Origin of the sequence: Thermochromatium tepidum ATCC 43061 (assembly GCF_009664085.1) — a bacterium.
Classification (GTDB): domain Bacteria; phylum Pseudomonadota; class Gammaproteobacteria; order Chromatiales; family Chromatiaceae; genus Thermochromatium; species Thermochromatium tepidum.
In genome coordinates, this window is record NZ_CP039268.1 from 1,025,256 (window position 1) to 1,048,642 (window position 23,387).

Annotated in this window: 16 protein-coding genes; 13 read left to right on the top strand and 3 right to left on the bottom strand. The window is 64.9% G+C overall.

Features of this window, described 5'->3' with window-relative positions:
* Positions 1 to 58 precede the first annotated feature (58 nt).
* Entirely contained in the window at positions 59 to 1,732 is a 1,674-nt protein-coding gene (locus E6P07_RS04785) for a glutamine--tRNA ligase/YqeY domain fusion protein (RefSeq protein WP_153974563.1), read from the top strand.
* 160 nt (positions 1,733 to 1,892) lie between these two features.
* Positions 1,893 to 2,543, top strand: a complete 651-nt coding sequence (locus E6P07_RS04790) for a uracil-DNA glycosylase family protein (protein ID WP_153974564.1) — start codon at positions 1,893 to 1,895, stop codon at positions 2,541 to 2,543.
* A 31-nt stretch (positions 2,544 to 2,574) separates the two neighbouring features.
* On the opposite strand, the gene pgl is transcribed toward E6P07_RS04790, so the two are convergent.
* Positions 2,575 to 3,261, bottom strand: a complete 687-nt coding sequence (gene pgl / locus E6P07_RS04795; RefSeq protein WP_153974565.1) for a 6-phosphogluconolactonase — start codon at positions 3,259 to 3,261, stop codon at positions 2,575 to 2,577.
* A gap of 111 nt (positions 3,262 to 3,372) precedes the next feature.
* Between pgl and E6P07_RS04800 the strand changes: the two genes are divergently transcribed.
* From E6P07_RS04800 to E6P07_RS04820, 5 genes are all read left to right on the top strand, one after another.
* Positions 3,373 to 4,371, top strand: a complete 999-nt coding sequence (locus E6P07_RS04800) for a response regulator (protein WP_153974566.1) — start codon at positions 3,373 to 3,375, stop codon at positions 4,369 to 4,371.
* 23 nt (positions 4,372 to 4,394) lie between these two features.
* Positions 4,395 to 4,880 (top strand): ATP-dependent zinc protease family protein, encoded by a 486-nt coding sequence (locus E6P07_RS04805; protein ID WP_153974567.1) that lies wholly within the window; start codon positions 4,395 to 4,397, stop codon positions 4,878 to 4,880.
* A gap of 93 nt (positions 4,881 to 4,973) precedes the next feature.
* A complete protein-coding gene (locus E6P07_RS04810) occupies positions 4,974 to 5,264 on the top strand; it encodes a hypothetical protein (RefSeq protein ID WP_153974568.1) in 291 nt (96 codons plus the stop codon).
* Positions 5,265 to 5,713: 449 nt separating this feature from the next.
* The gene (dnaE, locus tag E6P07_RS04815; protein ID WP_153974569.1) at positions 5,714 to 9,331 is read left to right on the top strand and encodes a DNA polymerase III subunit alpha; all 3,618 of its coding nucleotides are present in this window, start codon (positions 5,714 to 5,716) and stop codon (positions 9,329 to 9,331) included.
* Between the two features lie 108 nt (positions 9,332 to 9,439).
* Complete coding sequence (locus E6P07_RS04820) at positions 9,440 to 9,940, top strand: hypothetical protein (protein WP_153974570.1); 501 nt, start codon at positions 9,440 to 9,442, stop codon at positions 9,938 to 9,940.
* A gap of 202 nt (positions 9,941 to 10,142) precedes the next feature.
* Here E6P07_RS04820 and polA read toward each other — a convergent pair whose 3' ends face one another.
* Positions 10,143 to 12,848 carry a DNA polymerase I gene (gene polA, locus E6P07_RS04825; RefSeq protein ID WP_153976141.1) on the bottom strand — a complete coding sequence of 902 codons (2,706 nt, stop codon included), beginning with the start codon at positions 12,846 to 12,848 and terminating at the stop codon, positions 10,143 to 10,145.
* 515 nt (positions 12,849 to 13,363) lie between these two features.
* On the opposite strand from polA, the gene E6P07_RS04830 reads away from it, so the two are divergent.
* The 6 genes from E6P07_RS04830 to E6P07_RS04855 all read left to right on the top strand — a co-directional run bounded on the left by E6P07_RS04830 (position 13,364) and on the right by E6P07_RS04855 (position 22,285).
* Positions 13,364 to 13,687: a sulfur globule protein CV3 gene (locus E6P07_RS04830; RefSeq protein ID WP_343031243.1), complete on the top strand. Its 324-nt coding sequence runs from the start codon at positions 13,364 to 13,366 to the stop codon at positions 13,685 to 13,687.
* A gap of 194 nt (positions 13,688 to 13,881) precedes the next feature.
* Positions 13,882 to 14,862: a glucokinase gene (gene glk, locus E6P07_RS04835; RefSeq protein ID WP_153974572.1), complete on the top strand. Its 981-nt coding sequence runs from the start codon at positions 13,882 to 13,884 to the stop codon at positions 14,860 to 14,862.
* A 29-nt stretch (positions 14,863 to 14,891) separates the two neighbouring features.
* The gene (locus E6P07_RS04840) at positions 14,892 to 16,634 is read left to right on the top strand and encodes an autotransporter assembly complex protein TamA (RefSeq protein ID WP_246172989.1); all 1,743 of its coding nucleotides are present in this window, start codon (positions 14,892 to 14,894) and stop codon (positions 16,632 to 16,634) included.
* A 15-nt stretch (positions 16,635 to 16,649) separates the two neighbouring features.
* Positions 16,650 to 20,399: a translocation/assembly module TamB domain-containing protein gene (locus tag E6P07_RS04845; RefSeq protein WP_153974574.1), complete on the top strand. Its 3,750-nt coding sequence runs from the start codon at positions 16,650 to 16,652 to the stop codon at positions 20,397 to 20,399.
* Positions 20,317 to 21,327, top strand: a complete 1,011-nt coding sequence (locus E6P07_RS04850; RefSeq protein WP_153974575.1) for a lysophospholipid acyltransferase family protein — start codon at positions 20,317 to 20,319, stop codon at positions 21,325 to 21,327. Before E6P07_RS04845 ends, E6P07_RS04850 begins: the two co-directional genes overlap by 83 nt.
* Positions 21,320 to 22,285: a lysylphosphatidylglycerol synthase transmembrane domain-containing protein gene (locus tag E6P07_RS04855; protein ID WP_153974576.1), complete on the top strand. Its 966-nt coding sequence runs from the start codon at positions 21,320 to 21,322 to the stop codon at positions 22,283 to 22,285. The genes E6P07_RS04850 and E6P07_RS04855 overlap by 8 nt, the downstream gene beginning before the upstream one ends.
* 68 nt (positions 22,286 to 22,353) lie before the next feature.
* On the opposite strand, the gene E6P07_RS04860 is transcribed toward E6P07_RS04855, so the two are convergent.
* Positions 22,354 to 23,316: a SphA family protein gene (locus E6P07_RS04860; RefSeq protein WP_153974577.1), complete on the bottom strand. Its 963-nt coding sequence runs from the start codon at positions 23,314 to 23,316 to the stop codon at positions 22,354 to 22,356.
* Between the last annotated feature and the right edge of the window lie 71 nt (positions 23,317 to 23,387).

Sequence of the window (23,387 nt, forward strand, 5' to 3'; positions counted from 1 at the left end):
CTGGTCGCGCGGTTTAAAATGGATCGATTGTGTTCACCCTCCAACCCGCCGAGACACCATGACTGACGCCCCTGAGTCGCCCCGCACCCATTTCATCCGTCAAATCGCCGAGGCGGATCTGGCCTCCGGCAAGCATGACCGGATCGTCACCCGCTTTCCGCCCGAGCCGAACGGCTATCTGCACATCGGGCATGCCAAGTCGATCGTGCTCAACTTCGGCCTGGCCGAATCCCTAGGCGGGGTCTGCAATCTGCGTTTCGACGACACCAATCCGCACAAAGAGAGCCCTGAGTTCGTCACCGCGATCCAGAACGATGTGCGCTGGCTGGGCTTCGACTGGGGTGAGCGGCTCTATTTCGCCTCGGACTATTTCGAGCAACTCTACGGCTTCGCGATCGAGCTGATCGAAAAAGGGCTCGCCTATGTCTGTGACCTATCCGCCGCGGAGATCCGCGCCTATCGCGGTACCCTGACCGAGCCGGGCCGCAACAGCCCCTGGCGCGAGCGTTCGGTGGCCGAGAACCTGGATCTATTTAAACGGATGCGGGCCGGCGAGTTCCCGGATGGCGCGCGCACCCTGCGCGCCAAGATCGACATGGCCTCGCCCAACATCAATCTGCGCGACCCGGTGCTCTACCGCATCAAGCACGGCGTGGTCCATCATCAGACCGGCACCGCCTGGTGTCTGTATCCGACCTATGACTACACACACCCGATCTCAGACGCGCTCGAAGGGGTCACACACTCGCTCTGTACCCTGGAGTTCGAGGACCATCGCCCGCTCTACGACTGGGTGCTCGCCCATGTCTCGGTGCCAAGCCGCCCGCGCCAGATCGAGTTCAGCCGGCTCAATCTCGAATACACCGTGATGAGCAAACGCCGGCTGACCGAGCTGGTCAGCGAGGGGCATGTCGATGGTTGGGACGATCCGCGCCTGCCGACGCTCGCCGGGCTGCGTCGGCGCGGTTATACACCGGTGGCGATCCGCACCTTCTGCGAGCGTATCGGCATCACCAAGTCCGACAACCGGGTCGAGATGGCGATGCTGGAGAACGCAATCCGCGAGCATCTGGATGCCCATGCCCCGCGTCGGCTGGCGGTCCTGAATCCGCTCCGGGTGGTGCTCACCAACTATCCCAAGGGTCAGACCGAGTATGTCGAGCTGGCCAATCACCCCAAGGATCCCACACTGGGCACCCGCCTGTTGCCCTTCGGGCGCGAGGTCTATATCGACCGCAGTGATTTCGAGGAGACCCCGCCCAAGGGCTTCAAGCGGCTGGTCCCGGGCGGCGAGGTGCGGCTACGCGGGGCCTATGTGATCCGCTGCGATGAGGTGATCAAGAACGCAGACGGCGAGCCGGTCGAGCTAAGGTGTTGGGTCGATCTCGACACCCTGGGCAAGGATCCCGAGGGGCGCAAGGTCAAGGGCGTGATCCAGTGGGTCGCGGTCGAGCACGCCGTCTCGGCCGAGGTTCGGCTCTACGACCGATTGTTCAAGGTGCCCATGCCGGGTGCGGGCGGGAGCGACTATCGTGCCGATCTCAATCCGCAGTCCAAGCGGGTCGTGACCGGCGCCCGATTGGAGCCGAGTCTGCGCGATGCTCGACCGGGTGAGCGCTTCCAGTTCGAGCGCGAGGGCTATTTCGTCGTCGATCCGGACTCGACGCCCGAGCGTCCGGTGTTCAATCTCACCGTCGGTCTGCGCGACACCTGGGGCAAGGGCCAGTCCTGAGAAGGCCCCCGCGCTTCCTCGACCAACAACAGGATCCCCCCGACCGCATGGCCAGGGCTTTCGCTTCGCGCACCTGGTCATGCCGCGCCCAATATCGCCGCCAAAACGAATCTCAAGCGAGACGACCAAGCATTAATTAAGCACCGGATGGCCGAACACGATGATTGAACGCGACACGCGCCAAGCCGCGCTGCTTGCCCTGCACGCCGAGTTGGAGACCTGCTGCCGCTGCCCCAAGATGTACGGACCGGCGGTCCACAGCGAGTCGGTGTTATCGCCCGTGATGCTGATCGGGCAGGCCCCCGGCACGCGCGAGATCGAGCAGCTCAAGCCCTTCTGCTGGACCGCCGGCAAGACGCTCTTTAGCTGGTTCGCCCCGCTCGGACTCGACGAGACCGCCTTTCGCGCCCGCATCCTGATGAGCGCGGTCTGTCGCTGCTTTCCGGGCAAGAATCCCAAGGGCGGCGACCGAGTGCCGGATCGTGACGAGATCGAGCGCTGCGCGCGCTGGTGGCGCGGCGAGCTTGAATTGTTGCGCCCGCGTCTGCTGCTGCCGGTCGGCAAGCTCGCCATTGCGCAACTCATGCCGGTGCCGCGCCTCAACGATGTCATCGGCAAGCAGTGGACCTATCGCTCGCCCATGGGCTGGGTGGCCGACGTCATCCCGCTTCCGCATCCGTCCGGTGCCTCGACCTGGTTCAAGATGGAGCCGGGACGCAGGCTCCTGGCCCAGGCGCTCGATCTGATCGCCGCACATCCGGCCTGGAAAGCCGTCCTGGACGCCGAATCGCACCACGCCGCGCGCCCCTGAGCGCTCGTTGAATGTGACTAGGCGCGTGGCCTCAGTCGCCCGCCGCCTCGGCATCCATCAGTACCTCCAGATGACCAGAGGTGACGATCTTGGCGATCGGGAGATCCGCCCCGGCACGCCAGCGGGCCAGCGCCTCACGCTTGCCTCGCCCCGTGACCAGGATCAAAATGGCCCGACTCGATCCCAGGGCCTGGGGCGTCAGGGATACACGTTCGGGCGGTGGCTTGGGCGCATCATGGACGGGAATCACCAGGGACTCGTCCGGGATTGGGTGGCCTGGAAAGAGACTGGCGGTATGCCCGTCCTCGCCCAGCCCAAGAAGCACCAGATCCCAGGGGAGCCGGTCGCGGATCAGCTCGGCATAGTGCGCAGCGGCCGGCTCGGCACCCAGCTCGGCGCGGATCGGGTGGATATTGTCCGGTGGGATCGGCACCCGATCGAGCCAGACCTCTCGCGCGGCTAGACTGTTGCGCTCCGGATCGTCCGCCGGCAGACAGCGTTCGTCGCCGAAGAAGAGATGCCAGGATGCCCAATCCGCCGGCTGCTCGACGAGCAGGCGATAGACTGCCAGGGGGGTGCGTCCGCCGGCAAGCACCAGTTGAAAACGTCCGCGCTCGGCGATGGCGTGCTCGGCGGCGGCGAGCAGGCGGCGGGTCGCCGTCTCTGCGACCTGCTCGTCCGAGGCGAAACACTGGAATTCGGGACTGATGTCAGGCATGTTTGGATTATCCGATTGTCCGCTTGGCGTGGTTTGACTCAGCGAACGACCCTGTTTGGTCAGCTGGGCTTGCGTCAACCCGTTCATTATGATCATGGGAACTATGGACCAATGAAGATACTCCTGGTCGACGACTCCAGATCGGCGCGTTATGCGCTTAGGCTGCAACTTCAGAAGCACGGGGCCGAGGTCGAGATGGCCGAGTCGGCCGAGGAGGCCTTCGAGAAGCTCAAGGGCGCCCTTCCCGATGCGATCTTCATGGACCACATGATGCCGGGGCTCAATGGCTTTGAGGCCCTGGAGATCATCCGCAAGGATCCGCGCACGGCCGCCATTCCGGTCATCATGTGCACCTCGCACGAAGAACCCGAGTTCATCGCTACAGCTCAGGACAAGGGTGTCTTCGGTATCCTGCCCAAATCGGCGGCCCCCGAATTGCTGCCCGAGCTGATCAAGCGGCTGCAAGCCGAGATCGCCGCCCCCAGCGCTGCCGTGCCTGCAGCTGAGGTGGCGCCGGCGACCCAGGTGGCGCCACCGGGATTGTCGGAAGACGCCGTCATCAAAGTGTTTGAATCCCGTCTGCAAGAACGTCTGCCCCATCTGCTCGCGCCGATGCTGGAGGCCTTGAGGCGTGACTTGAGTGAGGCGATTCTCACTGAGACCAAGCACCTGCTCGATGAGCGTCAAGCCGCCGAGCAGTCGGCCAAGCGGGCGCTGCCGCCCCAGCCGACCATGGCCGATCTCCAGGCGATCTCGACGCGCCTGGCCACCGAGACCCTACCCGATCTCATCAAGCGCGCCATCCAGACCGAACGCGCTCATGTCCAGGAATGGGTCGACAAGCGAATCGCTGACGCCTTGACCCGGGCGACGGCAAACGTCGCCCAGGGGCACTCCGACGCTGACGAGATCGCCCGCAAGGCCGCGGCCATGGCGCGACGCGAGTCCAGGGAGGATCTGGAGGCCGCACTGGCGACAGCGCAGCAGTCCATCCAGTCGTTGGAGCAACGACTCCCGTCACTGGGTCCGGTCTATGCGCTCATCGCGCTGGCGATCGTGCTTGGCTTGGGGGCGGCGGGCGTGGTTTATTTTCTCCTCGCGCCAATGTGAGCCGCGCGGGTGAAACCTTCTTGATGCCTGATTCCGCGTCTACCTCATTCGACTTGATCCTGGGCTGGCGCGAATGGCTGGCCCTGCCCGAGCTGGGGATACCGGCGATCAAGGCCAAGGTCGATACGGGCGCACGCACCTCGACCCTGCATGCGTTCGAGGTCGATACCCTGAGGCGCGATGGACAGCTATATGCGCGCTTCAGCGTGCACCCGATCCAGCGACGCACCGATATTGTCGTCCAGAGCGAGGCCATGGTGATCGACCGGCGGCTGGTCGCGGATTCGGGCGGACATCGCGAGGAGCGCTATGTCATCTCGACCCGGCTGGTGCTGGCCGATCGGCAGTGGCCGATCGAGCTGACCCTGACCAATCGTGAGACCATGCTGTTTAGGATGCTGCTGGGGCGAACTGCCATCGCCGGACGCGCCCTGGTGGATCCGGCACGATCTTTTCTGACCGGACGGGTGCGTCAGAGCTGGGAGGTCTATGGAGCGACCGCTCGATGAGCATCGACTGAAACGACTTTGCCTGCGAGGGCCTCTACGACGAATCTCGTTTACTGCCCGAAGAGACGACTATTAAATGGAGGAGAGAGGATGATGAATGTCGCTTCACTGCCTGCGATCCTGTTCACCCTGGCCGGCTGGGCGCTGACCGTCCTGAGCGCGGCGGCCATGCTCTCTGGGCCTTACGATGGACGCACCTGTCAGACCGAGTGCGTCCAGATGCTCTTCTTCTCCGGCATGGTGGCCGGCGTTTTGGGGCTGATTCTGGCTATCGTCGGTTTGCGCTTCGTCGTCGGGCGTCGGCTCAGTCAGGTTACGCTGTGGCTGGCCGGTCCGCTGTGCGCCATCTTTGCGGCGATCCTTCTGATCGGCATTCTGGCCTGACTGACGTCCGGCCTGCCCCGCCCGAGTGAAACACTGATTTATTCTGCTCGCGGCTAAAGTTGCTCCTACCACCTATGGATTGGGTGGGAGTGGCCTTAGCCGCGATTCGGGGAGTCGCGATTGATTCAGTGTTTCCCTAAACGGTGGGGCTTGCTATCCGACACCCTGGTACCCTGATGGCCGAGGTGCCCAAACGCCCGCTGAGCGTTCGCCACCGATCGCCGTGATCCTCGCGTCGCCGATCATGGTGGCATGAACGACATGCCTCCCTTCGACATCTTCCACGCAAGTCACGGATCCATCGAGGCTTTCCGTGCCCCTACGTTTGGTACCTATCTCAAACCCGATTTCGATGGATTTTTCCAGCTCGGAAGGCTGGGGCAGGACCGTTAGACTAGCGCCCCTCGCTCTGGGGTCGCCCCGCTTCTCAGCCGTCGTGCAGGACTTCCGTGGACCCAACCTTTGTTCATCTGCATCTGCATTCCGAGTATTCGCTGGTCGATGGCCTGGTGCGTCTCAAGCCCCTGGTCAAGGCGGTCGCAGCGGCCGGGATGCCGGCGGTCGCCGTCACCGACCAGTGCAATCTGTTCGGGCTGGTGCGCTTCTACAAGGCGGCCATAGCGTCCGGGGTCAAGCCGATCGCCGGCGCCGATCTCTGGGTGCGCAACCCCGAGGACGCCAACCGCCCGTACCGACTGGTCCTGCTGGTCCAGGACGAGACGGGCTATCACAACCTGATGCAGCTCGTCTCGCGCAGCTTCATCGAGGGTCAACATCAGGGGTTGGCCCAGGTCGAACGCGACTGGATCCTGGAGGCGCATCAGGGCCTGATCGCGCTCTCGGGGGGGACGCGCGGCGACGTGGCCGAGGCCTTGCTCAGGGGTCGGGACGAGCTGGCCGAGCAGCGCCTCGATGCCTGGCTGTCGGTGTTCGAGGACCGCTATTACCTGGAGCTGATCCGCACCGGTCGCCCCCAGGAAGGTGAGCTGATCGAGGCCAGTGTGGACCTGGCGCTGCGGCGCGGTGTGCCCGTGGTGGCGACCAATGACGTGCGTTTCCTCCTCGCCGAAGACTTCGAGGCCCATGAGGCGCGCGTCTGCATCCATCAGGGCCGCACCCTTGACGACCCGCGCCGCCCACGCGACTACAGCGAAGAGCAGTATCTGCGGACCCCGGACGAGATGGCCGAGCTGTTCGCCGATCTGCCCGAGGCCCTGGAGAACACGGTCGAGATCGCCAAGCGCTGCAACCTGGAACTGAAGCTCGGCAAGACCTTTCTCCCGGTGTTCCCGGTCCCCGAGGGCATGACTACGGAGAGCTTCTTCATCGAGCAGTCGCGTCTGGGGTTGGAACGGCGTCTGGAGCGGATCCTCGATCGCAACGCACCCGAGTATGCCGCGCGGCGTCGGATCTATGAGGAACGGCTCGAGACCGAGCTCGCCGTCATCATCCAGATGGGCTTCCCCGGCTACTTCTTGATCGTGGCCGACTTCATCCAATGGGCCAAGGACAACGGCATCCCGGTCGGGCCCGGGCGTGGCTCTGGGGCCGGTTCCCTGGTCGCCTATGCGCTCAAGATCACGGATCTCGACCCGATCGCCCATGACCTGCTGTTTGAGCGCTTCCTGAACCCAGAGCGCGTGTCCATGCCCGACTTCGATATCGACTTCTGCATGGAAGGGCGCGATCGGGTCATCGACTATGTGACGCGCAAATACGGGCGCGAGGCGGTGTCGCAGATCATCACCTTCGGCACCCTGGCGGCCAAGGCGGTGGTGCGCGATGTCGGGCGCGTCCTGGGTTATCCCTATGGTTTCGTCGACAAGATCGCCAAGATGGTGCCCTTCGAGCTGGGGATGACCCTCGAAAAGGCACTCAAGGAGAGCGAGGATCTCCGGCGCGCCTATGAGGAGGACGAAGAGGTGCGCACCATCCTCGACCTGGCGCGCAAGCTGGAGGGCCTGACCCGCAACGCCGGCAAGCACGCCGGCGGCGTGGTGATCGCCCCGACCAAGCTGACCGATTTCGTACCGCTCTATTGCGAACCGGGTGGGTCGAATCTGGTCACCCAGTTCGACAAGGACGACGTCGAGCAGGTCGGGCTGGTCAAGTTCGACTTTTTGGGGCTGCGCACCCTCACCATCATCGACTGGGCGCTCAAGACCATCAATGCCGGGCGCGCCGCCCGGGGCGAGCCACCGCTCGACCTCGGGTGTATCGACCCGTGCGATCCCAAGGCCTTTGATCTGCTCAGACGCTGCGAGACGACGGCGGTGTTTCAGCTCGAATCGCGCGGGATGAAGGAGCTGATCAAGAAGCTCAGGCCCGACTGCTTCGACGACATCACGGCGCTGGTGGCGCTGTTCCGGCCTGGTCCGCTGCAATCGGGCATGGTCGATGACTTCATCGAACGCAAGCATGGGCGCGCCCCGGTTGCCTATCCGCACCCGGACCTGGAGCCGATCCTCAAGCCCACCTATGGCATCATCCTCTATCAGGAGCAGGTGATGCAGATCGCTCAGGTGTTGGGCGGCTATACCCTGGGTGGTGCCGACTTATTGCGAAGGGCCATGGGCAAGAAGAAGCCCGAGGAGATGGCCAAGCAGCGCGCGACCTTCGAGCAGGGGGCGCGGGCACGCGGGATCGACGGCCAGCTTGCGTCGCATATATTTGATTTGATGGAGTATTTTTCTGGTTACGGCTTCAACCGCAGCCATAGTGCCGCCTATGCCCTGGTCAGCTACCAGACCCTCTGGCTCAAGGCGCACTACCCGGCTGCCTTCATGGCGGCCGTGCTCTCGGCGGACATGGACAACACCGACAAGGTCGTCACCCTGATCGACGAATGCCGGATGATGAAGCTTCGGGTCGAGCCACCGGCCATCAATCGTTCCGACGAGTGCTTCAGCGTCGCCGATGACAGGACCATCGTCTATGGTCTGGGCGCGGTCAAGGGCGTGGGCGAGTCGGCGATCGCGGCCATCCTAGAGGCGCGTCGAGCCGGCGGACCCTTCCGCGACCTCTGGGACTTCTGCGGTCGTATCGATCTGCAACGGGTCAACCGCCGCGTACTGGAGTCGCTGATCCGCGCCGGCGCGCTCGATGAACTCGGACCCAACCGCGCCACACTCATGGACCATCTGCCGCCGGCGCTCAAGGCCGCCGAGCAGTCGCGCAACACCCGCGCCACCGGTCAGGTCGATCTATTCGGCCTGCTCGAACCCAGTGGACAGCCTGCGCCGGATCCGCAGCTCGCCTCTGAGATCCTCGCCGACTGGGAGGATGAGCAGCGTCTCCAGGGCGAGAAGGAGACGCTTGGACTCTATCTGACCGGGCATCCGATCGACCGCTACGAAGACGAGCTCAAGGCCATGGGCGCGGTGCGCATCGCCCGTTTGCTCGAGACCGATCGCGAACTCGGACGCCGCGACCTGCCTGTGCGCAGCGCCCAGTCAGGTCGCGAAAAATACACCGTCGTCGGACTGGTGGTCGGTGTGCGCCACGGCAAGACCCAGCGCGGACGTATGGGCTCGGTGCTCCTCGACGATCGCACCGGACGCATCGAGGCCACGGTCTTCTCTGAGCTCTATGAGCAGGTGCGTCAGCTGCTGGTCGCCGACCGGATCCTGAGCCTTACGGGCACGCTCAACTTCGACGAGTTCCGCGATACCTGGTCGCTGCGCGCCGACAGCGTGCGCCCCCTCGAAGAGGCGCGCGCGACCGCCGCCGACCACCTGCTCCTGACACTGGATCTGTCCGATTCGTCTGCCCATGCGCACGGACTGGAGCGGGTCGAGGAACTGCGCACGACCCTGCTTGCCCATCGCGACCTGGCGCGCGAGACAAGCCTGCCGATCCGCTTGATCTACCGTCGCCCCGGTGCGGTCGGCGAGCTTAAGCTGGGGAGCGCCTGGCGCGTCCGTCCGACCGATGCCTTGCTCAAGCAGTTGCGTGGGCTGTTGGGAGCCGGCAATGTCCGTGTCTCTTATGAGCGACCAGAGCAACCCGTCCAGCCAGTGCCCATGCCCGAGTTGCAGCCGGCACCGCGATTGCGGGCGGTGTCCTGAAAGGCCATCAGCGATCTGCGCGCAGGCAGGCTCGACCCAGGTCTCCCGGCGCATTCCCTAAACGCGCTTGAATTTACAGCTGGTCTGCATCAAGGCATGAGGTCTTCAATGTTGTTTGTTTGGATTTTGTCGGTGTATTGGCTTGGCCTGAGTCTGGAGTCCCAGGCCGCCGACTGGAGTGCGCGCCTATCGGACGGCTCCAGGGTCGAGGTGGATGCGGCCACGCGCCGCGCCTGGCGCTTGGATGGCGCTCAACGCACGCCACTTTGGGATGGCGTGCATCGTCTGGACGATGGCTCAGTCGTCATCGTCCGCGATGGCGTTGCGGTGCCGAACCCTGAGATGCTGGAGACCTGGAACGAGGCACCGCCGCACCGAGCGCGCGAGCCAAAGCAGGATACCGCCCCCTGTCTGGAATTGGTCAGCCGGGTCTGTGGCGAGGGTGGGCGTTCGGACTGTGCCGGCAGCGAGCCGTGCCGACTCGCGCGCGAGCTGTTGGAAATGTCCAAGGAGCCCTTGCCCTTGGAAGACGAGATCCAGGCCGAATCGTCCATCGGGGCTCAGTGTCGCGAGGCCATGGCCAATCCTTTCTTCACGCCCTGTCGCTGAGGTCGGCGCGATGATCCGGAGCAGCTGGGGCAGGCTCGCTTCCCCTTGAAGCGACCAAACAAAGACCCCCGAAGTCCGGGGTCGAGGCTTCGGGGGTAAACCCCGGCTGGGGGCCGGGGTTGAGACCGTCATCCAGGGGGGAGATGTCCGGTCCCGTTTCGCTCGTTTTGTCTGACCATCGGAATCGGATTTGGTTCCCAGCTCAGTGGGCGTCATCCCAGTTGGCGCCGCTGCCGATCTCGACCACCAGGGGCACGGCGAGCTCGGCGGCCCCCTCCATCGCCGCGCGCACCGCCTCACGGGTCTCCTCAAGTGCGGTCTCGGCGACCTCCAGCACCAGTTCGTCATGGACCTGGAGGATGAGTCGGGCCGGCGCCCCTGTCGTCTCGATCCAGACATCGACTGCGATCATGGCACGCTTGATGATGTCGGCGGCCGTACCCTGCATGGGTGCATTGATAGCGGTCCGCTCAGCGGCGGCGCGGCGGGTCTGGTTGCTGTGACCAATCTCGGGCAGATGCAGGCGACGACCAAACAGGGTCTCGACATAGCCACATTCGCGTGCCTGGTGACGGATGCGTTCCATGAACTCGCGCACCCCGGGATAGCGCTCGAAATAGCGCTCGACATAGGCCTGGGCCGCTGCACGCTCGATCCCGAGCTGATGGGCGAGCCCGAACGCCGACATGCCATAGATGAGCCCGAAATTGATCGCCTTGGCCGAACGGCGCTGCTCGCTGGTCACCGCCTCGGGCGCCAGACCCAGGATCTCGGCGGCGGTGGCACGATGGATGTCCAAACCCGCGGCGAAGGCGGCGAGCAGACGGGCATCGCCCGAGAGGTGGGCCATGATCCGCAGCTCGATCTGTGAATAGTCGGCCGCGAGCAGACGATGACCGGGTGCGGCGATGAAGGCACGCCGGATGCGTCGTCCTTCCTCGGTGCGGATCGGGATGTTCTGGAGGTTGGGATCGCTCGACGACAGCCGTCCGGTGGCCGTGACCGTCTGATGATAAGAGGTATGGATGCGCCCAGTGGCGGGGTCGATCAGGCGTGGTAGCTTGTCGGTATAGGTCGATTTGAGCTTGGAGAGGAGGCGGTGTTCGAGGATGATCCGGGGCAGCTCGTGGACTTGGGCCAGCTGTTCGAGCACCTCCTCGGAGGTCGAGGGGGCACCCTTGGGCGTCTTGGCGACCACCGGCAACCCCAGTTCCTCGAACAAGAGCGCCGCGATCTGCTTGGGCGAGCCGAGATTGAACCGCCGGCCCGCAACCCGCTGGGCCGTCTCCTCCAATTCGAGGATCCGGCGCGCCAGTTCGGCGCTCTGGGATTCGAGCTGCTCGGCGTCGATCAGCACCCCGGCGCGTTCCAGACGCGCGAGCACAGGCACCAATGGCATCTCGATCTCGCGATAGAGCCGTTCGAGTTTGGGCACCGCCGTCAGGCGCGGTTGCAAGACCTGGTGCAGTCGGAGTGTGACCTCGGCATCCTCGGCGGCATAGGGACCGGCCTGTTCTAGGGGGACCTGATCGAACCGGATCTGTTTGCTGCCTGTGCCGGCGACGTCCTTGAAACGGATGGTGTCATGGCCGAGAAAGCGCTTGGCCAGCGAGTCTAGATCGTGGCGCGCGGTGCTATCGAGCACATAGCTCGCGATCAGGGTGTCGTGGGCGATCCCGTGCAGCTCGATCCCATAGCGGGCGAGCACGGTGAGGTCGTACTTGAGGTTTTGGCCGACCTTGGGGCGGTCGGGGTCTTCCAGCACCGGTTTCAATCGCGCCAGGACCAGGTCGCGGTCGAGCTGCTGGGGCGCGCCCGGATAGGTATGGGCGAGCGGGACATAGGCCGCCTGGCCGGGTGCTACCGCAAACGAGATACCGACGAGCTCGGCCCGCCGGGCATCGAGCGCGGTGGTCTCGGTGTCCAGGGCGATGAGCTCGGCCGTCCGCAGCCGCGCCAGCCACGCCTCCAGGGCGGACTCGGTCAGGACCAGCTCGTACTGGGGTTCGTGACCGGTCTGATGCCTCTGGGTGGGCGGTGCGCCTGCGACCCCCATCCCATCGAGGGTGGCCAACAGACGGCGCAGTTCCAGACGTTCGTACCAGGCGCGCAGGGTCGCAATGTCTGGCGGGGTCGGTCGCAGATCGGTCGGACCGAAGTCGAGGGCGACATCGCGCTTGATGGTCAGGAGTTCGCGCGCCAGGGGCAACTGGTCGAGTGCCGTGCGCAACGACTCGCCGATCTTACCCTTGATGGAGGCGGCCTGAGCGATGACCCCATCGAGATCGCCGTAATCGGTGAGCCATTTGGCCGCCGTCTTGGGCCCACACCCGGGTACGCCTGGGATGTTGTCCACACTATCGCCCATCAAGGCCAGATAATCGACGATGCGTTCGGGCGGTACACCGAACTTTTCGCGCACCCCTGCCGGATCGAGCCAGGTCCCGGTCATGGTATTGACCAGGGTGACGTGCTCATCGACCAGCTGCGCCAGATCTTTGTCCCCGGTCGAGATCAGGGTCGGCAGACCCAGGGCCGCGGCCTGGGTCGACAGGGTGCCGATCACGTCGTCCGCCTCGACCCCGGGGACCACCAGCAGCGGCAACCCCAGGGCACGGATGATCGTCTGGAGCGGCTCGATCTGGGCGCGCAGATCCTCCGGCGGCGCCGGGCGATTGGCCTTATAGTCTGGATAGCGTTCATGCCGAAACCCCCGACCGCCGGCATCGAAGACCACACCGATGTAGTCGGGCCGCTGATCCTCGATCAGCTTGCGCAGCATATTGAGCACGCCGACCAGGGCCCCGGTCGGCTCGCCGCGCGAATTGGTCAGCTTGGGCAGTGCGTGATAGGCCCGGAACAGATAGCCAGAGGCATCGACGAGGAGCAGTGGATACTCTTGGGACATGGGGCAGGCGCTCGGGATAGTGGCGTTCATCAAGGGATTGAACGGTAGCACAGTCGTCTTGTATGGGTTTGCCGAGCGTCGTTAGAATGCCGTCGTACCCGAGGTCAAGGGGCTTGCGCAGCTTCCCCTTGGAGTACAAGGCCAAGCGCCGGGGCGGGTGGTGGTCGCGAATCTCTGGTTTGCCCGCCGCAAGACCTGCCCGGTCTGTGGTGCGGTGTAGAAAGACATGACGCTCGCCACAGGGCAATAGACCCTGCCCGGGGTGTGGCGCAGCCTAAGACCGGGACATGAATGCGGCCAGAAATTTCTGGCGTATGTATGGCTTGGCCGTCCTAAACGGCCCTACGGCGAGTTCCGCCGTGTCAGCCTGTGGATGAGGGCGGCTCTGGCTGCACCTGCAAGGGTGCAGTGAAACTGTCCTCAGTCAAGCAGGACATCAGCGTTGTTCCTGTTTGGGCAGGAATGAGGCAGTCTGATGGAACGGTATTCTCAATGTGGAGGATCTGAAGATGACGATGAAGCGACTCCTTCTGGCCTTGGCACTGGCCGGAGCCTCCGCGCTCGCCAGCTTACCTGCCAATGCCTTCTGGGGTTGGAACCCCTTCAGGTGGGGTGGTCCCTGGTGGGATGACCCCTGGTACGACCCCTGGTACGGCCCCTGGGGTGGCCCCTGGTACGGCTATCCCTACTATGGTGGCTACTATCCCTACGGTGTGCCCTTCTACGGTGTGCCCTATTGGGGCGTCCCCGTCTATGCCTATCCTGGCTACTACCCCTATCCGGGCTATGCCTATCCTGCCACCACCCAGCCAAGCACCAAGAGCTCTAAGAGCCAATAAGCGGCTCGACGTTTGATTCTGGTGTTTCCGCCCGTACCCTTGCCGGGTTCGGGCGGGGTTCTGGGCGGCGCCCACTCGGGTGGTAATTTCGCCGTCACGCGCGCCTCTTGCTATGATCTCCGCCCACTGATGGCGGCCCTCATCCCCGCCGAGGGCGACGGCTTGCTCGCCGCCAGGTGACTGGAGATCCGGATATGCGCTTGTTGGTAGGTGACATTGGTGGCACGAAGACGGCCCTTGGTCTGGCCGAGACGGATGGCGGATCCGTGCGACTCAGCGAGACCCGACGCTATCCAAGCGCCTCCTTTGGCTCGCTCGATCAGATCGTCCAGCGTTACCTGCTCGAGACGGGCGTCCACTGCCGGTTCGCGGTCTTCGCCGTCGCCGGTCCCGTGCACGACCAGCGCTGCGAAACGACCAATCTGCCCTGGGTGCTGGATGCCGAGTCCCTGGAGCAGGGCCTTGACCTGACCTGTGTGGAACTGATCAACGACCTGGAGGCGGTCGCTTGGGGTGTGCCCATCCTTGGCGCAGACGATCTGGCCGAACTCCATCCCGGCGATCCGCACAGTCAGGGCAATGCCTGCGTGGTCGCCGCCGGAACCGGACTCGGACAGGCCGGGCTGTTCTGGGACGGGCTGCGTCATCATGCCTTTGCCACCGAAGGTGGGCACTCGGACTTCGCCCCGGCAGATGACCTAGAGTTTGCGCTCCTGGCCCATCTCAAGTCGCGTTTCGGACGGGTGAGCTGGGAGCGGGTCGTCTCGGGTCCGGGGATCGTCAACCTGTTTGAGTTCCTGTGCTTTCATCACGGCGTTCAGGTACCGGACTGGTTGTCGGCGGCCATCAACGCCGGTGGCGACACGGCGGCCATCATCGCCCAGGCCGCAGCCGAGGAGCGCTGTCCGCTGTGTCGTGAAACCATGAATCTCTTCATGCGGCTCTACGGACGCGAGGCGGGCAATGTCGCACTCAAGCACATGGCGCTCGGCGGGGTCTATTTGGGCGGCGGGATCGCGCTGAAGAATCTCGCCTGTCTGCGCCGGGGCGGCTTTCTGGAAGGCTTCTTTGACAAGGGGCGCATGGGCTCGTTGATGCGGCGGATGCCGGTGCGCGTCATCCTCCAACCCAATACACCGCTGCTTGGCGCGGCGCGTTTCATGGCCTTGCAATGAGGATTGTGCGGCATCGGCGGCCTTGGGTGATGCTCTCGCTGGCGCTTGGGTTGCTCGGTGCCGCACCGTCCGAGGCGATCGAGCTAGAGGTCAGGGTCGAGGGGCTCCAAGGCGAGCTCGAGGCCAATGTCCTGGCGTTCCTGAGCATCCACAACGAGCGCGCCGAGACCGATCTGACCGCTGCGCGCATCGAGGCCCTGCATCGTCGCGCGCCGGATCAGATCCGCACGGCGCTTGCGCCCTTTGGATTCTATCGCGTCAAGATCGAGGATCGGCTCGAACCCCCGGCCGCTGCCTCAGGGACCTGGCGCGCCTACTATCGGATCGAGCCGGGTGAGCCGGTACGGATCGCTCGGGTCGATTATCGGATCACGGGTGAGGGCGCGACCGATCCGGTCTTTCCCAAGACCTTCCCCATGAAGGTCGGCGATGTACTGTTGCACGCCGTCTACGAGCAGGCCAAGTCCGACCTGCGCCATGCGGCCACCTCGGCCGGCTATCTCGACTATCGGCTCGATCGCCATCAGGTGCTCATCGATCTCCAGGCCTATGAGGCGCAGGTGTTCTTCTATCTGGAGACAGGTCCGCAATACCGTCTCGGCGCGGTGCGCTTCAAACAGGATCTACTCGACGAGGGGTTGCTGCGCCGCTATGTCCATTTCAAGCCTGGCGAGGTCTATAACCCGGACGTCCTGCTCGGGCTCCAGGGACGTCTACTCAGCAGCGAGTATTACAGCGATATCGAGATCATCCCGCTCAAGGACGAGGTCGACGCCGACAACCGGGTGCCGATCGAGGTCGTGGCCCAGCGCAACAAGGCCAACGAGTATCGGATCGGTCTGGGCTTTGCTACCGATGTCGGGCCGCGTCTGACCCTGGACTATCGCCGCCGCTATCTCACATCCCAGGGCGACAAGCTGCGCACCGAACTGAATCTGTCACCCGCGCTCTCGCAGTGGGATCTGGACTATCGCCTCCCGATCCAAGACCCGACCCGCGACTATATCCTCGTCAAACCGGTCGTGGCCTACTATGACAAGGCCATATTCCAGGGCTGGGCGCACAGTCTCCAGGTCGCGCACTCGACCCTGAGCCCGGGCGGTTGGCGACGCAACCTGGGCCTCGATTATAGCTATGAGGATCTCAGCCTCAACGAGGCCCCCCTGGAGGCGACGAGCGAACTGGCCCTCAGCGTCTCCTGGTCCAAGACGGTTGCAGACGACCCTATCTTGACCAACGATGGCTATCGGATCACCTACAGCCTGGTCGGATCCGTGCAGGGGCTGATCTCAGAGGCGTCCTATCTGAGCGGGCAGGTGCGGTTCAAGTGGGTGCGACGCTTTGCGCCCAACTATCGCTTGCTCACCCGCGCCGATCTGGGTGCGACCTGGGCCGAGCGTGTCACTGACCTGCCGGCCGGGCGACGTTTCTATGCCGGAGGCGACAGCTCCATTCGCGGCTGGGGATTCGATGCACTCGGGCCGAATGATCCTAAGACCGACGATACGCTCGGTGGGCGCTATCTCGCCGTGGGCAGCCTGGAGCTAGAGCGCCGCCTCCAGGGGCGCTGGAGCGCAGCCGTCTTCACCGATTTCGGCAATGCCTTCGATCCAGACTATAGCCAGGAGCTGGCTCAGAGCGTCGGCCTGGGACTGCGCTGGGCCTCACCGATCGGTCAGGTACGTTTCGACCTGGCCTTTGCCGTCTCCAAGGACGCAGATGCCGGTATCCCCCCCGCCCGACTGCATATCGTGATCGGGCCGGACCTCTAGTCGAGCACGCGACCGATGGACGATACCAAGCCCTCCGCGACACCCGAGACCGAACCGGAACAGGTCGCGCCAGCCCCCAAGCCGCGCCGCCGGCGCCGGCTCGTCTGGTTGGCCGGTTCAGTGCCGGCGCTGGTCCTGACGCTGGCGGCCGGACTCGGCATGTTGCTCGGCACCCAGACCGGGCTGCGCTGGGGTCTGGATCTGGCACAGCGTCTGGCGCCCGAGACGCTGACTGTGGGTCAGGTCGATGGGGACATCCTCGGTCATCTCCGGCTGTCGGACTTGGCGCTGAATCTGCCGACGCTGGGTCTGCGCATCGGCATGGTCGACCTCGAATGGTCGCCGCGTGCGCTCCTGTCTGGGGTGCTCGAGGTCGAGCATCTGGCGGTCCGCGATCTGGATGTGGTGCTGGCGCCCGTGACCAAGGACCACAAACCTCTGACCCTGCCCAATCTCCTGCTACCACTTGCTATTGCCGTTGGCGAGCTACGCCTGGAGCGATTGCGGCTCCTGGAGCTGGGCGTCGATGAACCGCTCTTCGCCCTGGAATCGGCCCGGCTCTCCGACAGCCGTCTCGTGCAGGGCGCGCTGGACCTGGGACGCCTGGAGGTGCGTCTGCGCGATCCCGCGCTGAGCGCCGGTCTCCAGGGGCGTGCAACCCTGACCGATCGCTATCCGCTCGCGCTCGCGCTCGACTGGGCGCTGGAGCTGTCGTCCGAGGCGCGGCTCGCCGGTCGGGGGCCGGTGAGCGGCGATCTACACCGGCTCGAGTTGAGTCAGGTGTTGAGCGGTTCCATCGAGGCCCAGCTTGCCGCCGAGGTGAGGGACGTGCTCGGCGCCCTGGGCTGGGAGGGCCGGATCGAGGTCGCGCGGGTCGATCTGCCGGCCTTCCGGCCCGATCTGCCGCCGATCGAGACCCAGGCGCGGCTCACGACAACGGGCACGCTCGAGTCGGCCGGTCTCTCGGGGACGCTCGAGGCGCGCGCGCCGCAGCGGCCTGAACTCGGACGGCTCGGCCTGAATCTCGACCTGCTGTGGCGTGAACACCGGCTGAGTGTGCGGTCTCTGGCACTGAACGAGCAGGTCTCTAATGCCGATCTGCGCCTCCAGGGCGAGCTGGATCTGGGCGAAGAGCCGGGCCGATTCAGGCTAGAGGGCGACTGGAAGGGACTGCGCTGGCCGTTGAGCGGCGAGCGGGTCGCCGCGTCGTCCGAAGGCGCGTTGAAGGCTTCAGGGAGCCTTGAGTCCTTCGACTATCGGCTGTCCGGCCGGGTCGTCGGTCCCAGCATTCCGAGCACCAGCCTCGACGTGGCGGGGCAGGGCACGGCTACAGGTACCCAGCTTGAGGCCTTCGTGCTCGACACGCTCGACGGACGTCTGGAAGGGAGCGGCACCCTGAGCTGGACGCCGGACCTGACCTGGGATCTGAGTCTGCGCGCGTCGGGTCTGAATCCGGGTGTCCATGTCCCTGACTGGCCGGGACACATTGATGGGCGCCTGACCAGCCAGGGCCAGATCGATGCCGAGGGGCGCCCCGAATGGACAGCGGTCATCGAGGAACTGAGCGGACGTCTGCGCGATCATCCGATCGCCGCGAGCGGTCAGGTACGGATGACGGGCGAGACGCTCCAGATCGAGCGTCTGAGCGCCTCCTCCGGACCGAGTCGGTTGCATCTCGATGGGCATATCGAACAAGACCTGGATCTCCGCTTTGCGCTGGAGTCGCCCGACCTGGCCACCCTGTGGCCCGAGGCGCGCGGGCGCCTGAGTGCGTCCGGGCGGGTCCAGGGAACACGTGAAACACCGCGTCTCAGGTTCGACCTCAAAGGCGAACACATGACCCTGGCCGGAAACGCCCTCAACGAGTTGCGTGGAACGGCCGATCTGGGTCTTGTGCCCGATGGCCGCTTCGCCCTCCAGTTCACCGGACGCGATCTCGCGGCTGGCGGTCTGGGCTGGACGGTCTTCGAGCTGCGCGGCGATGGCCGGATGTCGGACCATCGGCTCTCGGCGCGGCTCACCGGCCAACCGCTCGCTCTCGATCTGGAGGCCGCGGGTGCGCTCGCCGAGGGCGGTGCCTATAGCGGTCGTCTGTCGACCCTGAAACTCAACACCCGGGATTGGGGCCAATGGTCGCTCCAGCGTCCGCTGCCGCTGAGCTTCGCGGGCAAACGCCTCGCCGTCGGTCCCCTCTGTCTGCGTCAGGCCCAGGGTGCGGGCGGCTGTGTCGGCTTCGAGCAGACCGAGCCCGGACGCTGGACCGCCGATCTGGATCTGGACCGGCTCGACCTCAGACTGCTCAAGTGGCTGCTGCCGGATACCCTGAGCGCCGAGGGTTCGGGCCGGATCAAGGGCCGCTTCCAGGCCAATGGCGCCGTCCTGACCGGCAACGCCACCGCTGAGATCCCCCAGGGACATCTCAACCTCGACCTGGGTCGGGGCAAGCAGAAACGACTGGATCTCTCCAACACCCGTCTGACGCTAGAGTCGGGCACGGCTGGACTCTCGGTACGTCTCGCACTGCCGATCGAGGGGCTTGGACGCCTCCAGGGCGATCTGGGCCTGCCCGGCTGGCGGCTGGACGCCTCGGCCCGTCCGGGTCAGACCCTGCGCGGCGGCCTACGCGCCGAGATCCCCGATCTGGCGCCGCTCGCTGGTCTGATGCCCGACATCAGTGGGCTCAAGGGCGCGATCTCATCCGACCTGAATCTCGGCGGGACACTCCAACGGCCCGGCGTCAGCGGCCGGCTCGACATCAAAGGTGTGAACTTCCAGCTGCCCCTGCTCGCGCTCGGCGTCGAGGACATGGACATCGAGGCCACGGCGCCCTCATTCGAGCGCTTCGACATCCGTGGTGCGGCCAAGCTCGGCGGCAGCACCCTGACCCTGATCGGGGAGGGGCGCACCGGCAGCCAGGGGCCGATGGCCAGGCTGCGTCTCGAAGGCGACAAGCTCAAGCTCGCCGACACCAAGGAGTATTTCGTGCGCCTTTCGCCGAGGATCGACATCGAGGTTGGCCCCAGCGGGGCCGTGGTAGGCGGTGAGATCCGCGTGCCCGAGGCGCGCATCCGTCCGCGCTCGCTCCCGGCCGGCACCGTCTCGCCATCGAGCGACGTCGTGCTCAAGTCGGCAGAGTCCAGTACGCCCTTTCCGATCAAGCTCGATCTGCGTCTGGTGCTCGGCGACGAGGTCACGATCGATGGCTTTGGCGTGCGCGGGCGGCTCTCGGGTGCCTTGAGGGTGCTGCAGGAACCGGGTCGCGAGATGCTGGGCGACGGTCAGTTGCAGATCACCGAGGGCCAGTACCGTCTGACCAGCGGCTTCGGACTCGCCGCCGAACTGGGCGCGCCGCTCAACATCACTCAGGGTCGGCTCATCTATGCCAAGAGTCCGATCGGCAATCCGGGTCTGCTGCTCCAGGCCGAGCGCGAGGGCAGCGACACCACGGCCGGGGTGCAGGTGGTCGGCACCCTGCGCCAACCCAAGATGACCTTTTTCTCCGACAGCGATCCCAACCTGACCCAGGCCGACATCACCAAGTATCTGATGACCGGCATCCCGCCCTCGTCCAATGATCGTGCCGATCAGGCGGGGCTTGCGGTCGGCACCTATATCGCCCCAAAGATCTATATGGAATATGAAAACGGACTCGGCGCTGAGTCTAACAAGGTCAAGCTGCGCTATGACCTCTCCAAGCAGATCGAACTCCAGACCAAGACCGGTAAGAGTCAGGGTGCCGACATCTTCTTCAAATTCGAGAACTAAACGGGCGCTCCTGCATCCGCGCGCCTGGCCGAGCTGGCTCGGGGTGTGGCTGATCCTGGCGCTGGGCCGGCTGCCTTTTCCGGTGCTGTGGGCGCTCGGATCGGTGTTCGGGCGTCTCGCCTATCTCCTGGCCGGCTCGCGGCGTCTGGTGGCGCGACTGAATCTGGAACGATGCTTTCCGGATCTCGGTGCTGCCGAACGCGAGCGTCTGCTGCGCGCCCATTTCGGTTGGCTTGGGGTGGCCGCGTTCTGTCAGGGCATTGTCTGGAGCGCCTCGCGCGCGCGCCTGGCGCGTCTGGTGCGTCTGCGCCACCGCGAGCGGATCGATGCCTGTATCGCCGCGGGCCGCCCGGTGATCGTGCTGGTGCCGCACTTTGTCGGACTCGAACTCGGCGGCGCGGCCTTCACGGCCCTGGTGCACTCGGGTGTCTATATGTACCAGAAGATCCGCAATCCTGTGGTGGATCATCAGGTCAAGCGCGCACGCCGACGCTTTGGTAGCCTCTCGGTCGAGCGTCAGGACGATCTGCGCGCCCTGGTGCGGGAGATCAGACGCGGGACGCCCTTTTTCTATCTGCCCGATCAGGACGGCGGGCGGCGTGGGATCTTCGTGCCCTTTTGTGGGATCCCGGCCTCGACCGTGCCCATGCTCGGGCGCTTCGCGGCCATGACGAACGCTGTTGTCATTCCGACCTTTCCGCGTTTCCTGCCCTGGGGGCGCGGGCTGGAGCTGACCTTCGCTCCACCGCTCGACGACTTTCCGAGCGGCGATCCGCAACTCGACACGGCGCGCATGAACCGGGTCATCGAGGCCTGCGTGCGTGACACACCGGATCAATATTTCTGGGTCCATCGTCGCTTCAAGACCCGTCCACCGGGAGCGACGCCCATCTATCCGCCCAAGCGCAAGAAGCGCAACCATGGTTGATCCGGGCGTTCGCATGGACGCCCTGCGCCTGGGGCGAGTCCGCGACTGGCTGCTCGGTGGGGCGCTGTTGCTGGTGTTGGTGGTTGCGGTCGAGTTCATGGTCGGCTGGTGGCCATTGCTGGCGCCCTGGCGCGCGCTCTCGCCGTGGCTGCTTGCCTGGTTGTTCCTGCTTACGGCCTTAAGCTATGGACTGCGTGCAGTGCGGGTGAGTGACTATTTTGGCGCGCGTCTGGCCGGGCGTTTCCCGTCGGTGCTGCGTCTGACCATCCTGCACAACACAGCCAACAACCTGCTTCCGATGCGCATGGGTGAGCTGGTCTTTCCCTGGCTGATGCGGCGCTATTTCGGGCAGGGTCTGCTGGACTCGGCCGCCGCTCTGGTCTGGATTCGGCTGCTCGATCTGCACTTCCTGGTGCTCGTCGCCCTCTTGATCCTCCAGCTTGGCCATCCCTCCTGGTTGTGGTGGCCGGCGGGCGGACTCTGGATCGCGGGGCTCGGCGTCCTGATCCTCCTGTCTGGGATGGGTGAGTCGTCCATGCTGGCCGGTGCGGGGCGCCTGCGCTCGATCCTGCGTCGGGTGCTCCAGGCGGTACCGGGCGATCCCTGGCTGATTGCACGTCTTTATGGCTGGACGGTCCTGATCTGGGGCCTGAAGTTCGTTGCCTTTGCAAGCCTGCTCCGGTCCTTCCTCCCGATCGATCTCTGGCGGCTGCTGGCGGGGGTCATGGGGGCGGAGCTCTCCAGCGTGCTGCCCGTCCACGGCATTGCCGGCTCCGGAAGCTATGAGCTCGCCGTGGTCGCCGCGCTGACGCCACTCGGGGTCGATCCAAAGCGGGCGCTGGCTGGCGCAGTCAATCTGCATTTGTTCCTGCTCGGGAGCACCTTATTGCTCGGCGCCCTGGCCTTTCTCTTGCCCAGAGGCGCGCTGCCGGTCGAGGCGCGCACCGCCGCTCCCTGAGCGATCCATCCAGCCACAACGGCACGATCACGCACGAGCGACCGCGCGGCGGGCGGATCGACCTCGAGTCAATGGAAGTGATGCACGTAACGCAGATTCAGCCGCGTCCCTTCGGGTCGATTCTCGGCCAGTGTCTCCCAATAGAGATTGGCGAACAGATGATCGTGCTTGGAGACGTGGTAGACGAGTCCCGGCCCCATACCCAGCACCTGTTCCTTGCTGTCCGAGCGCTCGCGCCCATCGACCTTGCTCTCGGTGATCTGCTTGAGAAAGTAGCCATTGAGGCCGAGCCGCAGACGGTTGGGGATGACCTCATAGGCGCTGGCGAAGTTCAGATGCATGGCCTGACCGGCCTGTGAGTCGTCGGCGCCGAGTGCGCTGTTGGGGTCGGAGTTCTCGGCGTTCCAGAGATAGTGCAAACGCCAGGAGAGCGTCCACTTGGGATCGATGAAGAGGGTCGCGGCCCAGTAGGGATTGAATGAGAAGAAATGGCTGCCCGGATTGAGCGCATGATCGGGGTCATAGTCCCCGGTCGGCAGGATCATCTGCAACTCGATCCGTTGCATGAAGCGCGGTCCGTTCGGTCCCATGACCGGATCCCATTGCAGGAAGGGGCCGATCAACAGATCACCGAGATTGCCGCTGTTGTGCGAAAGGGCCTGATTGTCGTCGGGATCGATATCGAAACCGGCGATCGGCAGCATGAGGTTCAGACCCCATTTGCCGCCAAGCAGCAGCTCTTGATCAGACGAGTAGAGCAGCTGCGTCAGACTGACGTTGACGTCCACCTCGGCCCGTTCGAGTCCGCGCCCGGTCGGCAGGCGCAGGTCGTCGCCATCGGCATCCTTGAGATGCCCCTGACGGTAGAACTGGAAGTATTGCTGGGCATACCAGCCCGGACCGGCCGGCGGTCCGCCATCGAGGAAGCTGGTGAAGCCGAGATTCAGGGCCGGCAGATCATAGGCCGATACCAGCGGGGCCGTGGTCAGCGCCAGGGTGGCGGCCAGGGATTTCAGAGCGGAAGGGCGCATCGGAAGCCTCTTGTCGTTGTGTTTGGGATCGAGCGCGCGGAAAGGTAACACAACTGCAATCGGTGTCCGAG

Coding starts and splice junctions, on each gene's coding strand:
- E6P07_RS04820 (WP_153974570.1), top strand. CDS start 9,440: ATGTTGTTTGTTTGGATTTTGTCGGTGTATTGGCTTGGCCTGAGTCTG.
- E6P07_RS04850 (WP_153974575.1), top strand. CDS start 20,317: ATGACCTCTCCAAGCAGATCGAACTCCAGACCAAGACCGGTAAGAGTC.
- pgl (WP_153974565.1), bottom strand. CDS start 3,261: ATGCCTGACATCAGTCCCGAATTCCAGTGTTTCGCCTCGGACGAGCAG.
- glk (WP_153974572.1), top strand. CDS start 13,882: ATGCGCTTGTTGGTAGGTGACATTGGTGGCACGAAGACGGCCCTTGGT.
- polA (WP_153976141.1), bottom strand. CDS start 12,848: ATGTCCCAAGAGTATCCACTGCTCCTCGTCGATGCCTCTGGCTATCTG.
- E6P07_RS04860 (WP_153974577.1), bottom strand. CDS start 23,316: ATGCGCCCTTCCGCTCTGAAATCCCTGGCCGCCACCCTGGCGCTGACC.
- E6P07_RS04845 (WP_153974574.1), top strand. CDS start 16,650: ATGGACGATACCAAGCCCTCCGCGACACCCGAGACCGAACCGGAACAG.
- E6P07_RS04805 (WP_153974567.1), top strand. CDS start 4,395: ATGCCTGATTCCGCGTCTACCTCATTCGACTTGATCCTGGGCTGGCGC.
- E6P07_RS04810 (WP_153974568.1), top strand. CDS start 4,974: ATGAATGTCGCTTCACTGCCTGCGATCCTGTTCACCCTGGCCGGCTGG.
- E6P07_RS04855 (WP_153974576.1), top strand. CDS start 21,320: ATGGTTGATCCGGGCGTTCGCATGGACGCCCTGCGCCTGGGGCGAGTC.
- E6P07_RS04800 (WP_153974566.1), top strand. CDS start 3,373: ATGAAGATACTCCTGGTCGACGACTCCAGATCGGCGCGTTATGCGCTT.
- E6P07_RS04840 (WP_246172989.1), top strand. CDS start 14,892: ATGCTCTCGCTGGCGCTTGGGTTGCTCGGTGCCGCACCGTCCGAGGCG.
- E6P07_RS04830 (WP_343031243.1), top strand. CDS start 13,364: ATGAAGCGACTCCTTCTGGCCTTGGCACTGGCCGGAGCCTCCGCGCTC.
- E6P07_RS04785 (WP_153974563.1), top strand. CDS start 59: ATGACTGACGCCCCTGAGTCGCCCCGCACCCATTTCATCCGTCAAATC.
- E6P07_RS04790 (WP_153974564.1), top strand. CDS start 1,893: ATGATTGAACGCGACACGCGCCAAGCCGCGCTGCTTGCCCTGCACGCC.